At 42.0% G+C, this 20,540-nt stretch carries 17 protein-coding genes and 1 riboswitch; of the genes, 10 read left to right on the top strand and 7 right to left on the bottom strand.

Annotation, left to right across the window (positions count from 1 at the left end; genetic code table 11):
• Positions 1-25 precede the first annotated feature (25 nt).
• The 3 genes from pxpB to ACY8D0_RS14285 are packed head-to-tail and all read left to right on the top strand — an operon-like array spanning position 26 to position 2,459.
• Entirely contained in the window at positions 26-754 is a 729-nt protein-coding gene (gene pxpB, locus ACY8D0_RS14275; protein WP_462411163.1) for a 5-oxoprolinase subunit PxpB, read from the top strand.
• Complete coding sequence (locus tag ACY8D0_RS14280) at positions 751-1,518, top strand: LamB/YcsF family protein (protein ID WP_462411164.1); 768 nt, start codon at positions 751-753, stop codon at positions 1,516-1,518. Before pxpB ends, ACY8D0_RS14280 begins: the two co-directional genes overlap by 4 nt.
• On the top strand, positions 1,515-2,459 hold the full coding sequence (locus ACY8D0_RS14285) for a 5-oxoprolinase subunit C family protein (RefSeq protein ID WP_462411165.1): 945 nt from the start codon (positions 1,515-1,517) through the stop codon (positions 2,457-2,459). Before ACY8D0_RS14280 ends, ACY8D0_RS14285 begins: the two co-directional genes overlap by 4 nt.
• A gap of 256 nt (positions 2,460-2,715) precedes the next feature.
• Here ACY8D0_RS14285 and ACY8D0_RS14290 read toward each other — a convergent pair whose 3' ends face one another.
• From ACY8D0_RS14290 to ACY8D0_RS14320, 7 genes are all read right to left on the bottom strand, one after another.
• Positions 2,716-3,927, bottom strand: a complete 1,212-nt coding sequence (locus ACY8D0_RS14290; protein ID WP_462411166.1) for an MFS transporter — start codon at positions 3,925-3,927, stop codon at positions 2,716-2,718.
• Positions 3,928-3,940: 13 nt separating this feature from the next.
• Positions 3,941-4,354: a MarR family winged helix-turn-helix transcriptional regulator gene (locus ACY8D0_RS14295; RefSeq protein ID WP_462411167.1), complete on the bottom strand. Its 414-nt coding sequence runs from the start codon at positions 4,352-4,354 to the stop codon at positions 3,941-3,943.
• A 310-nt stretch (positions 4,355-4,664) separates the two neighbouring features.
• Positions 4,665-8,114 carry a methionine synthase gene (gene metH, locus ACY8D0_RS14300; RefSeq protein WP_462411168.1) on the bottom strand — a complete coding sequence of 1,150 codons (3,450 nt, stop codon included), beginning with the start codon at positions 8,112-8,114 and terminating at the stop codon, positions 4,665-4,667.
• On the bottom strand, positions 8,092-9,954 hold the full coding sequence (locus ACY8D0_RS14305; protein ID WP_462411370.1) for a bifunctional homocysteine S-methyltransferase/methylenetetrahydrofolate reductase: 1,863 nt from the start codon (positions 9,952-9,954) through the stop codon (positions 8,092-8,094). The genes metH and ACY8D0_RS14305 overlap by 23 nt, the downstream gene beginning before the upstream one ends.
• Positions 9,955-9,957: 3 nt before the next feature.
• The gene (gene metC / locus ACY8D0_RS14310) at positions 9,958-11,145 is read right to left on the bottom strand and encodes a cystathionine beta-lyase (protein ID WP_462411169.1); all 1,188 of its coding nucleotides are present in this window, start codon (positions 11,143-11,145) and stop codon (positions 9,958-9,960) included.
• Complete coding sequence (locus ACY8D0_RS14315) at positions 11,145-12,257, bottom strand: methionine biosynthesis PLP-dependent protein (RefSeq protein ID WP_462411170.1); 1,113 nt, start codon at positions 12,255-12,257, stop codon at positions 11,145-11,147. Before ACY8D0_RS14315 ends, metC begins: the two co-directional genes overlap by 1 nt.
• Before the next feature lie 139 nt (positions 12,258-12,396).
• Positions 12,397-12,512: riboswitch (SAM riboswitch) on the bottom strand.
• Positions 12,513-12,595: 83 nt separating this feature from the next.
• Positions 12,596-12,949 carry a helix-turn-helix domain-containing protein gene (locus ACY8D0_RS14320; protein WP_462411171.1) on the bottom strand — a complete coding sequence of 118 codons (354 nt, stop codon included), beginning with the start codon at positions 12,947-12,949 and terminating at the stop codon, positions 12,596-12,598.
• A gap of 669 nt (positions 12,950-13,618) precedes the next feature.
• On the opposite strand from ACY8D0_RS14320, the gene ACY8D0_RS14325 reads away from it, so the two are divergent.
• The 7 genes from ACY8D0_RS14325 (at position 13,619) to ACY8D0_RS14355 (ending at position 20,534) form a co-directional block, all read left to right on the top strand.
• Positions 13,619-15,445, top strand: coding sequence for a polysaccharide biosynthesis protein (locus ACY8D0_RS14325; RefSeq protein ID WP_462411172.1), 1,827 nt, complete (start codon positions 13,619-13,621; stop codon positions 15,443-15,445).
• A gap of 48 nt (positions 15,446-15,493) precedes the next feature.
• Complete coding sequence (locus ACY8D0_RS14330) at positions 15,494-16,648, top strand: DegT/DnrJ/EryC1/StrS family aminotransferase (RefSeq protein ID WP_462411173.1); 1,155 nt, start codon at positions 15,494-15,496, stop codon at positions 16,646-16,648.
• A gap of 37 nt (positions 16,649-16,685) precedes the next feature.
• Positions 16,686-17,426 (top strand): YveK family protein, encoded by a 741-nt coding sequence (locus ACY8D0_RS14335; RefSeq protein ID WP_462411174.1) that lies wholly within the window; start codon positions 16,686-16,688, stop codon positions 17,424-17,426.
• Positions 17,407-18,111, top strand: coding sequence for a CpsD/CapB family tyrosine-protein kinase (locus tag ACY8D0_RS14340; protein ID WP_462411175.1), 705 nt, complete (start codon positions 17,407-17,409; stop codon positions 18,109-18,111). Before ACY8D0_RS14335 ends, ACY8D0_RS14340 begins: the two co-directional genes overlap by 20 nt.
• A 14-nt stretch (positions 18,112-18,125) precedes the next feature.
• Positions 18,126-18,893, top strand: a complete 768-nt coding sequence (locus ACY8D0_RS14345; protein WP_462411176.1) for a tyrosine-protein phosphatase — start codon at positions 18,126-18,128, stop codon at positions 18,891-18,893.
• 77 nt (positions 18,894-18,970) lie between these two features.
• Positions 18,971-19,885 carry a beta-1,6-N-acetylglucosaminyltransferase gene (locus tag ACY8D0_RS14350; protein ID WP_462411177.1) on the top strand — a complete coding sequence of 305 codons (915 nt, stop codon included), beginning with the start codon at positions 18,971-18,973 and terminating at the stop codon, positions 19,883-19,885.
• A 31-nt stretch (positions 19,886-19,916) separates the two neighbouring features.
• Positions 19,917-20,534: a sugar transferase gene (locus ACY8D0_RS14355; protein WP_462411178.1), complete on the top strand. Its 618-nt coding sequence runs from the start codon at positions 19,917-19,919 to the stop codon at positions 20,532-20,534.
• Positions 20,535-20,540: the final 6 nt, after the last annotated feature.

Consider the following 20,540-nt stretch of genomic DNA (forward strand, 5'->3'; position numbering starts at 1 on the left):
GATACGTTAAGAAGAGGTGATGAGGATGATTCGATTAGAGCCGCTAGGAGATATGGGAGTAAGAGTTACTTTCGGTGATAAAATTAGTGTGGATATACATAGGGAAATCCAGGAGTTTATTTCCCGTCTTAGAGTCGAAAAGATCCAAGGCATTATCGAATGGGTACCAGCCTATACAAATGTTGCCATTTATTATCGTCCCGAAATAATTGGTTATCATACGCTGGTTTCGAAGCTGACAAAAACATATGAACAAAACCATCAACCGGTTGCTTTAACTTCAAAGGTATATGAGATACCTGTTTATTACGGTGGCGAGGCAGGTCCTGATTTGTCATATATCGCTAGTTACACCGGATTAAGCGAAGCGGAAGTGATCCGGCTCCACTCAAGTCAGGAATATCTAATCTACATGATGGGTTTTGTCCCAGGGTTTCCGTATCTTGGAGGTCTGCCGGCTGAGCTTGCCGTTCCAAGATTAACGCACCCAAGGCTCAATGTTCTGCCAGGTTCTGTGGGAATTGGAGGCAGCCAAACGGGCATCTATCCTTCCGGAGTCCCGTCGGGGTGGAGAATCCTTGGAAGAACCCCAATTAAATTGTTTGATATGGAGAGTTCGCCGCCGGTTTTACTTTCGGCTGGGAACTTTCTTAAATTTGTTCCAATTACTGAAACGGAGTTTTACAGAATCAAGCAGTTGGCAGATGATAAAAAATATAATGTCACAACATATCAAAAGGTGGAAGCAAGATGAATGTCATTGATTTGAATAGCGATCTTGGAGAGAGTTTTGGAGCTTATAAGATTGGCAATGATCGGGAGGTATTAGCCCATATTTCAAGTGCAAATGTGGCCTGCGGCTATCACGCGGGTGACTATAATGTGATGTTCGAAACCGTCCTTCTTGCAAAGGAATCAGGTGTCAGGGTTGGTGCGCATCCCGGCTTTCCCGACCTGGCGGGTTTTGGCCGGCGGGAAATGAATCTCTCACCCCGGGAAATCTATCATTTAACAGTTTATCAGATTGGGGCGTTATCCGCTGTTTGTAAAGCAAGCGGCATCGGACTGTCCCATGTAAAGCCTCACGGAGCTTTATACAACATGGCAGCAAAGGACCCAGCCATAGCTGAATCGATTGCACAAGCGATCCGTGACACAGATTTCTCTTTGGTTCTTTATGGATTGGCGGGGAGCCAATTGGTAAAGGCGGGTCAAGCGAATGGCCTGTTGGTTGCCGAGGAAGTGTTTGCCGACCGCACCTACCAGCCGGATGGTACTCTCACATCAAGGAAAGAAAAGAATGCGATGATTCATGACCCCAAGCTGGCCATTCAAAGAGTCATTCGTATGATTAAAGAAGGCAAAGTGGAAGCGGTAGATGGAACCGATATTCCAATCAAAGCTGATACCATTTGTGTGCACGGCGATGAACCACAGACAGTTGAATTCGTGAAACAACTGAAACAAGCATTTCGGCAAGAAAATATCTCTCTCAGAAAAAGCTGGCGGGACCAATGAGACAACCTCTTTTTAAAGTAATTAAACCAGGTCTGCAAACCACTGTCCAGGACTTGGGTCGCTTTGGCTGCCAGCAGTATGGCATCAGCCCATCGGGAGCAATGGACCCGTACTCCATGCAAATCTCCAATATCCTTGTCGGAAATTTACCAGGTGAAGCCGTGCTGGAGGTTTCCTTAATTGGACCGGAATTGCTGGCTTGCACCGACCTGGAGGCGGCTGTTTGCGGTGGGGAGTTTTCGGTTACAGTGGATGGAAGCGACGTATCAATGTGGAAGAGTTTTTTATGGCGAAAAGGTCAAACCCTATCCTTTGGTACCTGCAAACGGGGAGCACGAGCTTACCTCGCAATAGGAGGGGGAATTGATGTTCCAGTGGTAATGAACAGTAAATCTACTTTCTTAAATGGAAAATTTGGAGGATACGAAGGGCGTGCCTTGCAAAAAAAAGATATCATTCAAGGAAATCCGATCATAAGGAAACCTCTCAAAGCACTGCATCCCATGCAGATTCCTTCCTATAAAAATTGGCTGGATATAAGAATTATACTTGGCCCACACCAAAATATGTTTACGGAACAGAGCCTGGGACGGTTTTTTAATGAAGACTATGTGGTTACAACAAAATCCAACAGAATGGGTTACCAACTAACAGGGCCAAGGCTAGAGCATGTGGATGGACCGGATATCATCTCAGACCCAATACCGCTTGGCGGCATTCAAGTCCCGGCTAGCGGCCAGCCAATTATTTTGATGGCCGACCGGCAAACAACCGGAGGCTATACTAGAATCGGAACGGTCATTTCGGTGGACATACCATTGCTTGCTCAAGCCGCCCCCAATTCCGTCATCCGGTTTTCTCCGGTTTCACTTGAGGAAGCACAGGGATTGTATCGGGAGAGGCGAAGTTTTATCAAACAACTAACATTATGGACAAAATAAAAAGAACCATCATTTCCATCTTGGAATTGGTGGTTCTTGTGTTTTGGCCTGCATAAATGTCCCTTTTTGGTTTTCGTGGTTCTGGTCCGCATGTCCGCGAAAACAAAGGGGCTTCTTCTTTCTTCCGGGTTCATTTTTCCTTCGCGGGCAAGTTTTTCGCGAAGCTTTTTGGCTTGTGATTTTGCCATTTCTAACACTCCTTTAAATGGTCTTCCAAACCATTATATACCATTTAAAGGAGATTAAAAGTAAAAGATTAAACTTCTTGTACCTTTGATGCCTGCTCGGTACGGGATTTTACCCCCTCTTTTCTCTTGGTATGAAGGAAGTAGAAAAGGATGACCCCAATCAGTACATAAAAGGCAAATAAGAAATACAATGAGCTATAGTCCATATGGGCAGCGATAACGCCGACCAAAAAGGAGCCTAATGCCACGCCGATGTCATAAATGGACAAAAAGGTGGCTGTTGCCAAACCTCTTTTCCTAGGCTCGGCATTTTGGATGGCGATGGTTTGAAAGGTTGGGAATAAGGTTCCCCACCCTAAACCAATCAATCCGGCTGAGACTAAAAACATCACTTGGCCAGTGCTCTGACTTAACACAAACATGCCGATGGCAAACAGAAAAATACACGGATAGCTAATCACGTTAGGGCCATATTGATCAAGCCATTTTCCGGTAAATGGCCTTGACATTAACAGTATGACTGCATAAACAACAAAGAAAAGGCTGGATACTTCTTCTACGTGTATCTCAATGGCATAGATGGATACAAACGAAAGAAGAGCGGAATAGACGATGGCAAAAAAGCTGCCGACAATGGCAATTGGAACAGCTGATGCTTCAAAAAGTCCGCGAAATGAAAAACTTGAAAGCACCTCAATTTTGCTTGGTTCCTCAGGTTTCTGCACTTTGACGCTTAATCCGGCAAGCAATGAGCCGAAAGCCACGATAACGCTAAGAATAAATACCATTTTTGGTCCCCAGTGCTGAATGGTCATAAGCCCGACAAATGGTCCTAAGACCATTGCCATATTCGTAGATAAAACAAAGTAACCCATTCCTTCTCCACGACGGGATGCTGGTATGATATCGGCTACAATAGCCCCGACGGCCGTTGTGGCCATCCCAAAACCAACTCCGTGGAGCAGCCGGATAACTAGAAATCCGACTACATTGTCAGGAATAAAATAAAGCGGCGATGCTGCGGCAAAAAGAATTAAGGCTGTCATAAGCACTTTTTTATTGCCAGCGCGTTCAAGCCATTGTCCGGCCAGCGGACGTGAAATGATGGCAGACAACAGGAAGATGGTGGTCATTAAGCCTGCTTGTGATGCACTGCTGTGTAATTCATCTAATGCATAGCTAGGCAGTGTGACCAACAAAATATAAAATGTCAAAAATACAAAAAAGTTACTGGATGAGATGCTGATAAAATCCTTCGTCCATAATTTTGGTTTGTTCATTCGATGCACTCCTTCAAACTAATTGTTCTAACCAAGTTTTCTGCAACCGCAAAAGCTCCTTTTGAAAGGACTCCGGCAAGCCGCTAAGCATGGATTCATTTACTTCTGTTACAATCTGTTCCCAGTCCGGATAATGGACCAGGGCCTCCTCTGTCAATTGAATATGCTTTTCCCGTTTATCGTGACCGGGGATTTGGCTTACATATCCTTGTTTCACCAGACGCTGAATGGTCCGTGTCATGGGTGGAGCCTCGACAGAGAGGTATTGGCAAAGCTCTTTTTGAGTGAGAGAGCCTTTCTTTTTTAATACAAAAATAACGGCCCATTGGGAACCGTATAAGCCAGCTGGTTTCAGTGCTTCATTGAGTTTATTGGTGAGATGACGTGAAAGCTGGTGAAGGGTATGGAATAATTCGTGGCTAATCATAAGATTTCTCCGATTATAATAAAATAGTTACCTAGGTAACTATAAGACAATAATCAAAAAATGTCAAGAAATGTTCACAAATAGTAGATGGGTTGTTAATCTAGGAATCTAAAGAAAAGGTAATTCCAATAAAAGTAAAAAATAGGTTGTAAGTGCACGGAAATAGGTCGTAAAGGATTAATAATAGGTCGTAAATGCACAAAAATAGGTGGTAAACGAAAATATATAGGCCGTAAGCAATCAGTGCCATCAATAACAGCCAAAAAGCCGCTAAGGTCCACATAACCTTAGCGGCTTTTTGGATATATGACTATCTCATGACGTTAAAATACCTTGCCTCCGGATGGGCAAATACCATGGCAGATACAGATGCCTCCGGTTCCATCATACAGCCTTCAGTCAATTGAACACCGATTTCCTCAGGCGCAAGCAGCTTAAATAGCTTCTTTTGGTCCTCCAAATCAGGACAGGCCGGATAGCCAAAAGAATAGCGCTGCCCTTGATAATGGGCGGCAAAACGCTCCTGCATTGTAAAATCAATCGGGTCCGGAAAGCCCCAACGATCGCGGATCTGCCGATGGATTAGCTCGGCAAATCCTTCGGCACTCTCAAGGGCCAAAGATTGGAGCGCATGACTTTCTAAAAATCTCCCTTGGCTTTTAAATTCATCCGCTTTTTCCCGGATACCCCGGCCAGCGGTTACGGTAAAGAAGCCGACATAATCCATCTCACCGCTGCCAACAGACTTTAAATAGTCTGCTAAACAAAGATATGGTTCCGATTCTTGCCGTGGGAATTCAAACGTCTCCAACACCTGTTCGTGATTTTCCGGGGCGTAAATATATACTTTATTTCCATCAGATTGGGCAGGGAAAAACTGATAGACTGCCTTCGGTACGATCCATTGGCTGGCACTGGCTTCTTTAATTAACTGGTCAACGACTTCTTTGACCTTTAATGCCTTTTCATCCTTTTCCTCAATCAGCTTATTGATTTTCCCTTTCACCCCCAGGTGATGGCCCAAGAGCATTTGCATATTGATATAGGGCTCAATATGCGCAAGCGTATAAGTTGTTAATACGTGCCGTTTCGTGTCTTTGGGAACAAACACAGGCACCTGAGTGGAAACAGCTGGCTTTACCTTCACGGCTACTGAGCTGGAAGTACGGCTTGGTAAGTCTCTTGGCACCTCAGCGGCAGCAAGCTTTTCCTGTTTCTCCTGCAGCAGCTTCTGCTGATCTTCAGGGGACTGGAGCTGATTGGCCAGAGATAACCCAGCCATGGCATCCTTGGCATATAGCACGAGTCCATCATATTCTTTGGCGATTTTTGTATCGGTAAATTTCCGGGAGAGAGCGGCCCCTCCCACTAAAATTGGCAGGGAAATTCCGGCTTCTTTCATATCCTGCGCTGTTAAAAGCATTTGTTGGGCTGATTTGACAAGCAGTCCTGACAAGCCAACCATATCCGGCTGCTCTTCACGAATCGCTTTGATTAATTCTGAGGAAGTAACCTTAATCCCCAGGTCATGTACCTGGAAACCGTTGTTGCTAAGGATGATGTCAACGAGGTTTTTCCCGATGTCGTGGACATCTCCCTTAACGGTAGCCAGCAAAACTTTTCCTTTGATGGAAGCCGTATCGCCTTTCTCCATATGAGGCTCCAAATGTGAAACCGATGCTTTCATGACTTCCGCACTTTGCAAAACCTCCGCGACAATCAGCTGGTTGTCATTAAACAGTCGGCCGACTTCCTTCATCCCGTCCATTAGCGGTCCATTAATAATATCAAGCGGGTCAGCGTAGGAGGCCAGGGCCTGATCCAAGTCAGGAATCAAACCTTCTTTCGTTCCTTCCACAACATAATAAGCCAGACGTTCTTCCAAGCTTAAATTCACAACAGTCGCTTTGGCTTCCTTCTTTTTATCGCGATAAAAATCAGTGAAAACTGCTAGAGTCTCATCTGTGGTGTGAAATAACAAGTTTTCAGCTAATTCGATTTCTTCCTTGGAAATGGAAGCAAACCGCTCCAGCTTTTCTGTGTTCACGATGGCATAATCGAGCCCGGCTTGTGTGCAATGATAAAGGAAGACAGAGTTTAATATTTCTCTCCCAACCGGCGGCAGGCCAAAGGAAACATTACTGATTCCCAAAATCGTTTGAACCCCAGGAAGCTGTTCTTTGATTAGTCGAATCCCATCAACTGTAGCCTGAGCTGAACCAATATATTGTTCGTCTCCTGTACCGACAGGGAACACTAACGGGTCAAAGATGAGATCCTCAGGCTTTAGCTTGTACTTATTAACTAACAGGTCGTAAGAACGTTTGGCAATCTCCAGTTTTTTTTCGGCAGTGACACCCATGCCTTTTTCATCAATGGTTCCGACCACCACAGCAGCCCCGTACCGGTGGATTAACGGCACGACAGCTTGAAACCGGTCTTCGCCATCTTCCAGGTTAATCGAGTTAATAATCGCTTTTCCTTGTGAATATTTCAGTGCCTTTTCAATCACCCTGTCATCGGTGGAATCAATCACCAGCGGAACTTTCACTTTTTTGACGACTTCTTTAATAAAATTCTCCATGTCGGTAAGCTCATCGCGGTCCGGGTCGGCTAGGCAGATATCAATGACGTGGGCGCCACCTTTTACCTGGGCTCTAGCAACTTCGGCTGCTTCTTCGAACTTTCCATCGGCAATCAGCCGCTTAAATTTCCTTGAGCCGATGACATTGGTCCGTTCGCCAACCATGATCGGCCGAAGTGTAGGATCATCGTAGATGAACGGTTCAATCCCGGAGACCTTATGCAGCGAATTGTGATGGAACTCCCTTGGCGGATACGGTTTTACAGCTTCACTGATCGCCCTAATATGTGCTGGAGTGGTGCCACAGCAGCCGCCGACAATATTCAACCAGCCATGGGCAGCAAAATCGGCCAGTTTTTTCGAGAGAGTTTCCGGTGTTTCGTGATAGTGTCCTTCTTCATCAGGCAAGCCAGCATTGGGGTAGCAACTCACAGCTGTTCCAGATAGACTGGCTAGTGAGCGGATATGATCCTGCATGAATTCGGGTCCAGTGGCACAATTGAGGCCGACTGCGACCGGGTTCATATGTTCCACGGAAATATAAAAGGCTTCAATGGACTGGCCGGCAAGTGTCGTACCCATTGGTTCAATCGTACCGGAAATATATAGCGGCAGTTTTTTTCCGGCTTTTTGAAAGGCCCGCTCAATTCCTGTAAAGCCTGCCTTGACATTCAGCATATCCTGGCTGGTTTCGAGCAGAAGCAAATCGACCCCGCCGTCGATCAGACCGAGTGCCTGCTCTTCATAAGACCCGGCAAGTGCATCAAAAGTGGTTCCGCCAGTGACGCTTAATGTTTTCGTAGTCGGACCCATGGAACCCGCTACATATCGGGGCCAATCCCAGGTTGATATGTTTTCGGCCTCTTTTACGGCAATCAACGCGGCTTGTTTATTGATTTCATAAGCTCTATAGCCTAGATGATATTCATCCAAAACGATGCTGGTAGCCCCGAAAGTATTGGTTTCAATAATATCGGCACCAGCTTCCAAGTATTCACGGTGAATGTCCGCAATAACGGACGGTACGGTTAAATTAAGGTTTTCATTACAGCCTTCAAAGGCCTCTCCGCCAAAGTCATCAGCTGAAAGTCCTGCTTGCTGCAACATTGTTCCCATGGCCCCATCCATAACGAGAATCCGCTTTTTCAGCTGTTCAGTAAATGGTGGTTTCGACATAGCTGTTTCCCCTCCGTTCATGCGCACGCTGACGGGCATAATGGGCCAGTTCGGCTGTAAGCTCATAGCGTAAGAATGGTGTGATTAAATAAATTCCATTGAATAAATCAAGTGCTGTGTCAATTAATGATTTGGTAATAGCTACACCTTCGCGGGCTGCCTGTACTGGATTATCCTTTAACTCGGCCATGCGTTCCCGGATGGAGTCGGTAATTTTTATTCCCGGCACTTCATTATGAAGAAATTCGGCATTTCTGCTGCTAGTTAAAGGCATTAAACCGATATAGATAGGAGCTTTTAAATGTTTTGTATTTTCATAGACTTCTATCAGCTTTTCTTCTGAATAGACTGGCTGGGAGATAAAGTAGTCGGCACCGTATTCGATTTTTTTTTCAAGCCGTTTGACAGCATTTTCAACTGAGCGGACGTTTGGATTAAACGCTGCCGCGATGCTGAAGGCAGTTTTTTGGCCAAGGTCCTTTCCGGAATAGGATAAGCCCTCGTTCAACTGTTTAATCATATGAATAAGCTCAAATGAAGAAACATCATAAACGGAGGATGCTCCCGGAAAATCTCCGACTCTCGCCGGGTCTCCGGTGATTGCCAGGATATCATGCATTCCTAAAGTGTGGAGCCCCATCAAATGGGATTGCAGACCGATAATATTGCGGTCACGGCAGGAAATATGGATCAACGGCCTTATCCCTAATTCCTTTTTAACTAAATATCCCAATGATTCATTGGAAATTCTGACTTGCGCCAGAGAATTGTCAGCCATGGTGATGGCATCGATTCCGGCCCCTTTTAAGGCTTTTGCTCCCTCGAAAAATTTGCTTGTATCCAGCTTTCTCGGCGGATCTAATTCAACGATAACGGAGGGCCTTTCCTTCACAATTTCTTGAAGGGGGATAAACTCCCGTTTTGGTTCATGGTGTATTACGGTAACGGATTCTGTTTGGTGTTTTATTATTTTTTCGGTAACAGGTTGACTATTTCTTAGCTCCAAAGCGAACGCCCTAATGTGTTCTGGGGTGGTCCCGCAGCAGCCCCCTAGCAGCCGGACACCTTGATGGCGAAATTCAGCGGCCGACTTTCGGAAATATTCTGGGTCCCCTTCATAGTGGAACTTGCCATCCGTATAGGCGGGCAGGCTGGCATTTGGATAGGCCGAGAGATAGGCCTGTTTTGGCAGTTCAATTTGTTCCAAAGCCTGAAGCATATGATGCGGACCCAGCCGGCAATTGAGACCGACCACGTCGGCCCCCAATTCATCCAAACGTTTCAGGGCCGCATTTACCGGAGTGTGGTTTTGCAAAAGTCCTGGCTCTTGGAGGGAAACTTGGGCCACAATTGGTAGATTGGTCTCTTTTCTGGCGATTGTCAGTACCGTTTCGAGCTCTTCTAAATCATAAAAGGTCTCGAGCAGTAACCCATCGACCCCTTCCAAGAGCAGACAATACAATTGTTCACGAAAGCTTCGTTTGATCTCATCCATTGAAATGGCAGTGGGCTTCACACCCCGATTTCCGCCCATTGTCCCGAGAACAAAGGCTTTATTGCTGGCTGCTAGTTTCGCATGCCGGACTGCGGCACTGTTAATTTCTTTCACCGAGTCCTCCAGTCCATATCGCTGCAGTTTTAAATAGTTGGCTGCATACGTATTGGTTTGTACTACATCAGCCCCTGCATCAATATAAGCCCGGTGAATGTTTTGGATCTGTTCCGGCTGAGATAAATTTAATTCTTCAGAACAAGAATCTACACCGTAAGAATATAGTAACGTTCCCATGGCTCCGTCGCCGATTAGGATCTGATTTTTTAATTTTTCGAGAAAGCTCATCATTTATTCTCCTTGTTGGAAGGCAAATAGGTTCTGGTGAAGCTTTTCTAAGCTTTGTGAAAAATCTTTTATGATATCTTCCGGATTTTCAAGTCCTACCGAAAGGCGAAGCAGGCTGTTTTTAATACCGCGCTTTTCCCGCTCTTCTTGGGGCATGGCCGCATGGGACATTTTGGCCGGATAGGAAAGAATCGATTCTACCGCACCCAGGCTGACCGCAAATACTGGAAGTTCAACATTTGAGACAAATTCGCGAAGGGCTGCCTCATCCTTAAGTTCGAAAGATAAAACGGCCCCGGCCCCGCTAGCTTGGGATTCCTGCAATTCATTCTGGGGATGGCTGGTTAATCCTGGATAATATACATTTTCAATTAGTGGATGTCCAGCCAGAAATTCTGCGATTTTTAAAGCCGATTTCTGTGATTGCTCTAGACGGACATGAAGAGTTTTAATTCCTCTGAGAACAAGCCAGGCATCTTGTGGGCCAAGGACTGCGCCAAATGCGTTTTGCAATGAATAGAGCCTTTTCCCTAGTTCCTCATCATTGACAACAGCTAAACCCGCAAGAACATCACTATGGCCTGCCAAAAATTTGGTGGCACTGTGAAGCACAATATCCGCTCCGAGCTCCAAAGGCCTTTGCAGCTGGGGAGTCAAGAAAGTGTTATCCACAAAGGTTAGGGCTCCAACTTCCTTGGCTATTTCGCTGATGGCCCTGATATCAGTCACCTTTAGTAACGGATTGGACGGTGTCTCTACATAAAACGCTTTTGTATTTGGCTGAATGGCCTGTCTGACTTGTTCAAGGTCGGTCATATCGACAAACGTATGCTCAATACCGAAGCGGGTCAATACTTGTGTCACCATGCGGAAGGTTCCGCCGTAGACATCCTCGGTAATTACAATATGGTCACCGGATGAAAGCAGGAGGAAAGCAGTAGAAATGGCTGCCATACCTGATGCAAAAGCAAAGCCTCTCACTCCGCCCTCCAATTCAGCAATAACATCTTCCAGTGCTTCCCTTGTCGGATTTAAACTGCGTGCATAATCATATTTACCAAAACTATCAACATCGAACTGATGGAAAGTCGACGCGTGTTGGATGGGTACGCTGACGGCACCAGTTGTTGGATCGATTTTATGCTGGTTGTGCAAAAGTTTGGTTTCAAAACTGTAATCTTGGGAAGCCATTATGCTATCACTCCTTCTGTCAATATGGATAAAGCCTGTTTAAGGTCGCCAATTAAATCTTCTGCATCCTCAATGCCGACAGAGAACCGTAACAAGCGGTTATCGACACCTGAAGCAATTCGTTTTTCTTCCGGGATATCGGCATGGGTTTGCGTAGCCGGATAAGTGATAAAGCTTTCTGTTCCTCCAAGACTTTCAGCAAACGTAATCAGCTCGATACTTTGTAAAAATGGGTCTACCCAAGTCTCTTCTTTAAGCCGGAAGGAAAGCATTCCGCCTTGCCCAGGGTAGAGGACATCTGCAATGGCTTCATGACTTCCAAGGTATGCGGCGATGGCTTTTGCATTTTTCTCATGTTGTTTCATTCTAAGCGACAATGTTTTCATGCCGCGCATGAGCAGCCAAGAGTCAAATGGGCTTAACACGGCTCCTGCGCCATTATGATGGAACGCTAAAGCTTCACATAATTCCTTTCCTTTAGCCACCACAAGCCCGGCCAAAACATCATTATGGCCGCCCAAGTATTTGGTGGCACTGTGGATGACAATGTCTGCACCAAGCAGAATTGGCTGCTGCAGGACTGGAGTGTAGAACGTGTTATCAACAATCAGCAAGATGCCGTGCTGATTGGCAATTTGTGAAATCGCAGCAATATCAGCCTGCTGCATTAAAGGATTGGTAGGTGTCTCAAGAAAAATCGCTTTGGTATTTTCGTTAATTTTCTTTTCCACTTCTTCGGGGCTGCAAGTATTCACATAATGGCTGGTTAAGCCCCATTTTTTAAAGCCTTGCTCCAGCAGTCGGTAGGTTCCGCCGTATAAATCTTCACTGACAATCCATTCGTCGCCTGATTGGAATAAAGACAGGATGGTAAGGATGGCGGCCATGCCGGAACTGCAGGCAAATCCTTGGTCGCCGCCTTCAAGGTCAGCAATCGTTTTTTCAAGAAGCTGGCGTGTCGGATTTCCTGTCCGGATATAATCAAATCCGGATGACTGCCCAATTCCCTCATGCCGATAGGCAGTAGAGAAGTATACTGGCGGATTCACGGTTCCTGTTGTTGTTTCACTGCGGTTGCCGATTTGAGCAAGTTTGGTTTCAATTTTGTACATGACGCACACTCCTTGGAAAGTATCAATAAGTATTTTTAATGAAAGCGAGGCTTTAACGAGATAGGGTGTTAAAGCTTTACTCAATAAAAAAAGTCTTCTTATAAGAAGAAGACTTTTGAAATCACAGCAATTGTCATTCTTCTTATCTTGCAAACCACCAAGTAATTTGCAGGACTTAGCACCTTTTCAATGAAAATGCCATTGAAGGTTGCTGAGGTGTCATCGGGCCCTTCCCTCAACCTCTCTTGATAAGAATATCATATTTATTAGATTATTTGGATAAAATTACTACAAGGAGCGTGTTGTGTCAATCCATTTCTTTCAATAGGACTAAGTTGTTATTGGTTTTTTTCCCAGATTTTGAATTTAATATAATTGATATATTCTCTAAAATCTTCTTTGTTAATTCCATCTACAATCGCCTGTTCGATAATTCCTTTCCATTCTCTATCCAAGAGCTCTTTATCTTGCATGTCTGTTTGAGGTTCTACCCCTTCAATTCCAGTCAGCAAATACTCAATTGATACATCCAAGGGTTTGGCAACCTTCATTAAAAAGTGAATCGACGGATTTTTATTTAAGTTCCGTTCAATATAACTTAGGTAGGACTTTGAAACGTTAGCAAGGGTTGCCAATTCAGTAATAGAGAACCCCTTATGTTCTCGTAATCTTTTTATTCGTTCTCCGATCATATTCTTCTCCTCATTTTACATTATTTTGTTATCCTTAGCTTTTTTATGTGCTCACGAAAAACCTTCATATTGAAATGCCATTTACAGTGTGCTGAGAAATTTTCACCAGAGGAAATGATGATTTATGTACATTTTATAAGTTAAATACAGATAGCCTAATGGTATTATATATGATTAAAGGTTCTTTTTAAAGAACGAAAAAATGAGGAATATAAACCAAATTGAAGTATTGGGTAAAAAGAGTAGGAAAAATAACCTAAAATAAGGAAATTTAAATTTGTTTTTTGGAGAAAAAGATTTATAATGTTCTTCATATAGAATAAAAATATGCTATAAAAAGAATAACAAAACAATTTAGTTCTTTATAAAGAATAAGCCCAATAAATTATGATATATCGTTAATAAGAAAATGAACCTGACTGTATAGGTCTAATCAGGTAAATCAAGTTGGTGATGTCTACTTACCGCTATCAATGTAGGCACTCGGTCATGCTGTGGGTTTAAAAGCCTTAGACGCCAGTCGTCGAAAGTGTGATGTGAGGAGGGGTTAAATGCCCCACAATTAAAGATTTTGATTAGAAGTTCTTATATGGACTCGGGACTCTTAATCAAAGTCCTTAATTTTTTTGATTTAAACATAATGTAATTTTAAATTTAGGGAGGAAAAATATGACTTATCGTCAGAGACTTTCAGTATTTTTTATAGCCGATTCAGTAATTGTTTTGACTGCAATATTTTTCAGCTCTTTCTTAGTAAATGCTTCTATTTATGTTTTTACAATGCCTATCATCGTCACATCTTTCACCATTTTAATTAGCCACCATCTTTTTTCAATTAATCTAAAACTTTATAAAAAAGCATGGGAATATGCAAGCATTGGAGAGTTAGTCATTATTTTCAAAGTGGTAACAGGCTCGATTATTGTGGCTGCAGTTTTACAGAAAGTGTACCTAGGTGAAATCTTCTTTAGACTTTTGGCGGACACTTGGTTACTTCATATGTCACTTATTGGTGGATCTCGATTTTTCTGGAGGATGTACCGTAATACTTATATACAAGAAAAGAATGATAAGAAGCGAACCATCGTGGTTGGTGCCGGTTCAGCAGGGACCATGCTGGTTAGGCAGCTGTTAAAAAACCGGGACGCTGAGCTTTTGCCGGTGGGGTTTATTGATGATGATATCCACAAACAGAAACTAGAAATATTGGGAATTCCGGTGGTGGGGGGAGTCCATTCGATTGCCGGGGTTGTTCAATCCATGAATATCGATAATATTGTCATCGCAATTCCATCATTAAGTAAGAAAGAATTGAATTATATTTTCCAAGAATGTGCCAAGACATCGGCCAAAACGCAAATTCTTCCAATGCTGGAAGACTTGGTTACCGGAAGAATTTCAGTTAGTCAGTTCCGTGACGTTCAAGTAGAGGATTTATTGGGCAGAGACCCCATTGATTTGGATATTGCTTCTATTTCCAATTATCTATCAGGTAAGTCCGTCCTTGTGACCGGTGCCGGGGGGTCAATTGGTTCGGAAATTTGCCGTCAAATTGCCCAGTTTCATCCGAAAAAGCTGATCCTTCTAGGCCACGGTGAAAACAGTATTTATTCAATAGAAATGGAACTAAAAACAAGTCTCAAAGGAGCGTCTACCCAATTCATTACTGAGATTGCTGACGTTCAAGATGCACAAAAAATGGATTCAATCATGCGTACCCATCTTCCTGATGTTGTATATCATGCTGCAGCACATAAACATGTTCCGCTTATGGAACGAAATCCTGAAGAAGCAGTAAAAAATAACGTAATTGGGACCATGAATGTGGCTAATGCTGCAAGTTGGAATGGGGTTAAAATCTTCGTTATGATTTCGACTGATAAGGCGGTGAATCCAACGAGTGTTATGGGGGCAACCAAAAGAATCGCAGAAATGATTGTTCAATCCATGAATCATACAAGCAAAACAAAGTTTGTTGCGGTTCGCTTTGGTAATGTGCTGGGCAGCAGGGGAAGTGTCATTCCTTTATTTAAGAAGCAGATTGAAAAAGGAGGGCCTGTTACGGTAACCCATCCAGAGATGATTCGTTATTTTATGACAATACCTGAAGCTTCGAGGCTGGTCATTCAGGCTGGTGCACTTGCAAAAGGAGGCGAAATTTTTATCTTGGATATGGGAGACCCTGTTAAGATTGTTGACCTTGCCAGAAACTTAATTAAACTATCCGGCAATTCAATAGAAGAAGTAGGGATTGAATTTACGGGAATAAGACCTGGTGAAAAACTTTATGAAGAGTTATTAAAAGAAGAGGAAGTTCAAGACAATCAAATATATCCAAAAATATACGTCGGGAAAACCACCGAGTATAGAGTGGAGGAAATCGATCATCTTTTGACTCATTTTTTAAGTATGGAAAAGGAAGACCTAAGAAAAGAAGTATTAGGAATTGCAAACAACAAACCGCTTACCAAGTCTTACGTGCCACTAACAAGTTAGGGATATGGAGAAGAGGAAAAGCAGGTCTTGAAATTGGAGGTGCAGGAATTGCTGGAAACGCAAAAGAAAACTAGGATCTTTCTTTCTCCGCCCCATATGAGCGGTAATGAAATGAAATATATCCAGGAGGCATTCGAATCGAATTGGATTGCTCCATTAGGGCCCAACGTGGAATCCTTTGAAACAGAAATAGCCTGCTATGCAGGAGTGAACGGAGCTGTTGCGGTAAGTTCTGGGACTGCAGCCATTCATTTAGCACTTTGTTTATTGAATGTCCAAAAAGGAGATATTGTTTTTTGCTCAAGCCTTACCTTTGTAGCAACAGCCAACCCTATTTTGTATCAAGGGGCTAAACCTGTTTTTATAGATTCAGAGCCGGATACATGGAATATGTCCCCTTCAGCGCTTGAAACAGCTTTTAAAGATGCTGCTTTGGAAGGTCATCTTCCTAAGGCCGTAATCGTAGTAAATCTTTATGGACAGTCAGCCAAGATGGATCAATTAATCAAAATTTGTGATGACTATAATGTCCCTATTATTGAAGATGCAGCAGAATCTCTTGGTGCTACATTTAATGGAAAAGCAAGTGGAACCTTTGGAAAATATGGGATTTACTCGTTTAATGGCAACAAAATTATTACCACTTCTGGCGGCGGCATGCTGATTTCGAATGATATGGAATCATTACAGAAAGCACGCTTTTTAGCCACTCAGGCAAGAGATCCCGCTCGACATTATCAACATAGCAAGGTCGGATTCAACTATCGGATGAGTAATATCTTGGCTGGAATAGGTAGAGGCCAGCTAGAGGTACTAGATGAAAGAATTCGCGCAAGAAGACGGATATTCGAAATATACAAACAAGAATTAGCTGATCTCCCACTATCATTCATGCCAGAATTGCACGATAGTTTCTCTAACAGATGGCTCACGTCATTTACCATTAATCAGGAAAATGTGAATCTCTCAACATCTGAATTGCTTTCTGCACTTGAAAACGAGAATATCGAAGCAAGACCAGTATGGAAGCCACTGCATCTCCAGCCGCTTTTTGCAGGCTGCCAATATTATTCGCATACTAGCGAAAAAAGTATTTCCGATACACTCTTTCAAAATGGTGTTTGTTTGCCATCCGGCTCCAATCTAACGATAGAGGACCAAATGCGAGTGATTCACTGCGTTAAAAAATCTTTTGAGAAATAATAGCGGTTCAAAAATATAGAAAAGTATGGAGGGTAAAATGCACCGTACAATAGGCATATTAGACTTGTTAAAAATCCTGCTAAAACATTGGAGGCTCATTACACTTCTCACATTGGTTGCAGTATTGCTCAGCGGTGTAGTTACGTTTTATTTAATTACACCTAAATTTCAGGCCTCAACACAAATTCTTGTGAATCAAAAAAATAATGAAAATCAGATCGATTACTCATCGCTCGATAAAAATATTGAACTTATTAATACCTATAGTGTCATCATAAAAAGCCCTGTTATTTTGGAAAAAGTAATTGAAGAGTTAAATCTAAAACAAAATTTGGAACAACTAGAGAATAATCTGACCATAACAAACAAAGAGAATTCCCAGGTCTTTACATTGACAGTTCAAGATACGAGCATGGCCAATGCAGTTGAAATTGCGAATACCATATCGGAAACTTTTCAACAAGAAATTAAGGGTATTATGAACGTTGATAATGTAAGCATCCTTGCAGAAGCCAAAATAAAAGAAAATACAAAACCCGTAAGCCCTAATTTACTCTTAAATATTGCTGTATCATTCGTAATCGGATTACTGGTTGGTATGGGAATCTCATTTCTTTTGGAATTTATGGATAATAGCATAAAAAATGAGGAAGATGCTGCGGCCTATTTAGGGGTGCCTGTTCTAGGAACCATACAGAAAATACCAAGAGTCCATAAGAATAAAGGTAAAGAATTATCCGAAATAAAAAAAGCGGGAAGTGAATCTGTTGTCTCTTAGACGGAAACAAAATCAAAAAGAAAAAAAGGTGACCCGGTTAATATCCTTGGATAATCCGAAATCTGCCATTTCTGAACAGTATCGTCTCATAAGAAGCAATTTGCATTTCTCTTCGGTTGATAGAGAAATTAAATCGATCGTCATAACATCACCTGATCCATCAGAAGGAAAAACCACAACGTCTTCTAATTTAGCCATAGTTCTCTCCCAGCAAGGTAAACAAGTTTTACTCGTTGATGCGGATTTAAGAAAACCATCCGTCCATCATACTTTTAATGTAAGTAATCTAGAAGGTTTGACAAGTGTGCTGACCAAGGAAACTAGTTTGAACCACGCCATCTTAAAAACATACGTACCTAACCTGGATATTTTAACAAGTGGGCCGATACCTCCAAACCCTTCGGAACTTTTAGAATCAAGAGCGATGGAAATTCTAATGAAACAATTAAAAGAAACATATGAATATATCATTTTTGATACTCCGCCTATATTGGCGGTAACAGATCCTCAAATTATGTCAAATAAGTGTGACGGTGTGGTAATGGTAGTGGCAAGTGGAAAGACAAAAAAGGACCGGGCGTTAAGAGCCAAGGACTTGTTGCAGAAAGCTAACTCGCTAATGCTTGGAATTGTAGTAAATGGGGTTGAGGGAAAGCAGAATAGTTTTTACGGTGAATATAAATAAGGGAGTTTTAATACATGATTGATCTGCATTGTCATATTCTCTCAGAACTTGATGATGGTCCCCAACATTTTACTGAATGTCTTAATATGGTAAATGCAGCAGTAAACGCTGGAATTACCCATTTGTTTGCAACACCGCATCATATGAATGGGCAATTTGAGAATCCAAAGATTCATATCCTAAAACGGGTCTTTGAACTAAATCAGTATTTACGTAGTGAGAATATTCCCTTAACTGTACATCCAGGACAGGAGTTAAGGCTGCATCGGGATATATTTTTATTACTTGAAAATGATGAATTACTGACACTTGATGATAAGGGAAAATTTTTACTGTTAGAACTTCCATCATGGGAAGTTCCAAAATATACTCGGGATGTTGTCTATGAGCTGCTATTAAAAGGGATTACACCTATTATTGTCCACCCAGAAAGAAATAGGGGATTTCTTGATGATTATAATCTACTATTCGAGCTGGTTCAGGAAGGGGCTTTGACACAGCTTACAGCTGGAAGTATTTTAGGTCATTTTGGAAAAAAGGTTAAATCCTTTTCTGAAAAAATCGTTGAACATCATTTGGCACATTTTATTGCCTCTGACGCCCATAATACAATCTCAAGGGGATTCCTGCTCAAGGAAGCAGAAAAAACAATCACCAAAAAGTTTGGCATTGAACGTACCTTTTATTTTAAAGAAAATGCTGAGCATCTTCTAAACGGTCAACAAATTAGTATCGAACAGCCAGTTCCTATTAGGAAATTATTAGGTATCTTTAAAATATAAATAAAGAAAACTCACTGATATGAGGATGGGTTACTTGGGGGGAAAGATATTTATTAATTTTTGAAGGGATTTTTTGAATGAATACTAGTCAACGAACAGCCTATATTTTGCAAGTCCACAAAAATCCAGAACAAGTGAATATGTTTATTGAACAACTGATTTCAGAAGAATCAGCTGATGTATTTGTCCACATAGATAAAAGAAGTTATGAGAATATGTATCCGAAAATTATCAAAAGTCCATCTGTTAAAGTCATTGAACAGAGCATTATTTGTGAATGGGGAGATATTAGCCAGGTTACGACTACTATTCTACTGCTAAGAGAGGTATTACGGACCAATATCCAGTACGATTTTGTATGCCTTCGAAGTGGCCAGGATCTACTTGTAAAAAATGGCTTTAAAGAATTTCTTATGGATAACAAAAATAACCTCTTTCTTTCTTTAAAAGAGGTTAATAGTAAAAATCTTGGCTTATTAAAGATTAAATTTCCTAAGGTCACACGAAGACGGCATCCAGTTCTTCATCCGTATCGAATTTTTAGGCGATTTCTACAAACCATGTACCGGAAAGGGATCAATTTATTACCTAATAGAAATTATTGGCCAAAGGAGTTTACATTCTTCCGTGGTTCACAATGGTTTACTATTCCTTATGAAGCTGCTCAATATATCATAGATTTTTTAGATCAAAATGAGTGGTTTTATAGATTTTTTAAGAATGCACTGATACCGGATGAATGGTTTTTCACTACGTTAATTATGAATTCCCATTTTAAAAAGAATGTGGTCAATAATAACTTAGTATTCCTGATGATGGGGGAAGGCTTTGATTCAAATTCTCCCCGGTTCTTAAGAATGGAAGATAAAAATTTGATTAGTGAATCAGGGCAATTCTTCGCAAGAAAATTTGATCAAAATATTGATAACTCTATCATAGAATATTATGCCAAAACGGTCCGATACATTCAGAGTGAAATACTTAGTTCCTAAACTTTGATCATGTAAAGAAGGAGGGATAGGTTTGAAAAGGATACTCGATCTCATTTTGGCATCAGCCGTTTTAGTAATCTTTAGTCCGGTCTTCATAATCATTTCCATACTTGTTCGAATAAAATTGGGCTCGCCAATCATGTTTAAGCAACAACGGTCCGGCATGAATGGTAAGCCTTTTACTTTGTATAAATTTCGAACGATGACAGACCAAAGAGATAAAAGTGGGGAACTGTTAGAAGATGAATTTAGATTAACCCCATTTGGGAAATTTCTCCGCAAATATAGTGTAGATGAATTCCCTCAGTTGTTTAACGTTTTGAAAGGCGATATTAGCTTAGTGGGACCGAGACCATTGTTAATGGAATACCTCGCTTTGTATTCCGAAGAACAAGCGAAGCGGCTTTTGGTTAAACCGGGGATTACAGGCTGGGCACAGGTAAATGGGAGAAACGCAATTTCCTGGGAAGAAAGATTTAAATTGGACGTATGGTATGTTGAAAACCAAAGGTTTTTATTGGATTTAAAGATTCTTTATTTAACAGTTATTAAGGTTATCAAATCAGAAGATATAAAAAATGATCAACATGCTACCATGCCTTCCTTCGAAGGGAATTCTGTTAATCAAAAGGGGAATATTTCCATGTGATTACCG

It is taken from the genome of Neobacillus camarae, assembly GCF_054950115.1.

Excerpts from the sequence above, each read along its gene's own strand:
- pxpB (WP_462411163.1), top strand. The coding sequence starts at position 26 with ATGATTCGATTAGAGCCGCTAGGAGATATGGGAGTAAGAGTTACTTTC.
- ACY8D0_RS14280 (WP_462411164.1), top strand. The coding sequence starts at position 751 with ATGAATGTCATTGATTTGAATAGCGATCTTGGAGAGAGTTTTGGAGCT.
- ACY8D0_RS14285 (WP_462411165.1), top strand. The coding sequence starts at position 1,515 with ATGAGACAACCTCTTTTTAAAGTAATTAAACCAGGTCTGCAAACCACT.
- ACY8D0_RS14290 (WP_462411166.1), bottom strand. The coding sequence starts at position 3,927 with ATGAACAAACCAAAATTATGGACGAAGGATTTTATCAGCATCTCATCC.
- ACY8D0_RS14295 (WP_462411167.1), bottom strand. The coding sequence starts at position 4,354 with ATGATTAGCCACGAATTATTCCATACCCTTCACCAGCTTTCACGTCAT.
- metH (WP_462411168.1), bottom strand. The coding sequence starts at position 8,114 with ATGTCGAAACCACCATTTACTGAACAGCTGAAAAAGCGGATTCTCGTT.
- ACY8D0_RS14305 (WP_462411370.1), bottom strand. The coding sequence starts at position 9,954 with ATGAGCTTTCTCGAAAAATTAAAAAATCAGATCCTAATCGGCGACGGA.
- metC (WP_462411169.1), bottom strand. The coding sequence starts at position 11,145 with ATGGCTTCCCAAGATTACAGTTTTGAAACCAAACTTTTGCACAACCAG.
- ACY8D0_RS14315 (WP_462411170.1), bottom strand. The coding sequence starts at position 12,257 with ATGTACAAAATTGAAACCAAACTTGCTCAAATCGGCAACCGCAGTGAA.
- ACY8D0_RS14320 (WP_462411171.1), bottom strand. The coding sequence starts at position 12,949 with ATGATCGGAGAACGAATAAAAAGATTACGAGAACATAAGGGGTTCTCT.
- ACY8D0_RS14325 (WP_462411172.1), top strand. The coding sequence starts at position 13,619 with ATGACTTATCGTCAGAGACTTTCAGTATTTTTTATAGCCGATTCAGTA.
- ACY8D0_RS14335 (WP_462411174.1), top strand. The coding sequence starts at position 16,686 with ATGCACCGTACAATAGGCATATTAGACTTGTTAAAAATCCTGCTAAAA.
- ACY8D0_RS14345 (WP_462411176.1), top strand. The coding sequence starts at position 18,126 with ATGATTGATCTGCATTGTCATATTCTCTCAGAACTTGATGATGGTCCC.
- ACY8D0_RS14350 (WP_462411177.1), top strand. The coding sequence starts at position 18,971 with ATGAATACTAGTCAACGAACAGCCTATATTTTGCAAGTCCACAAAAAT.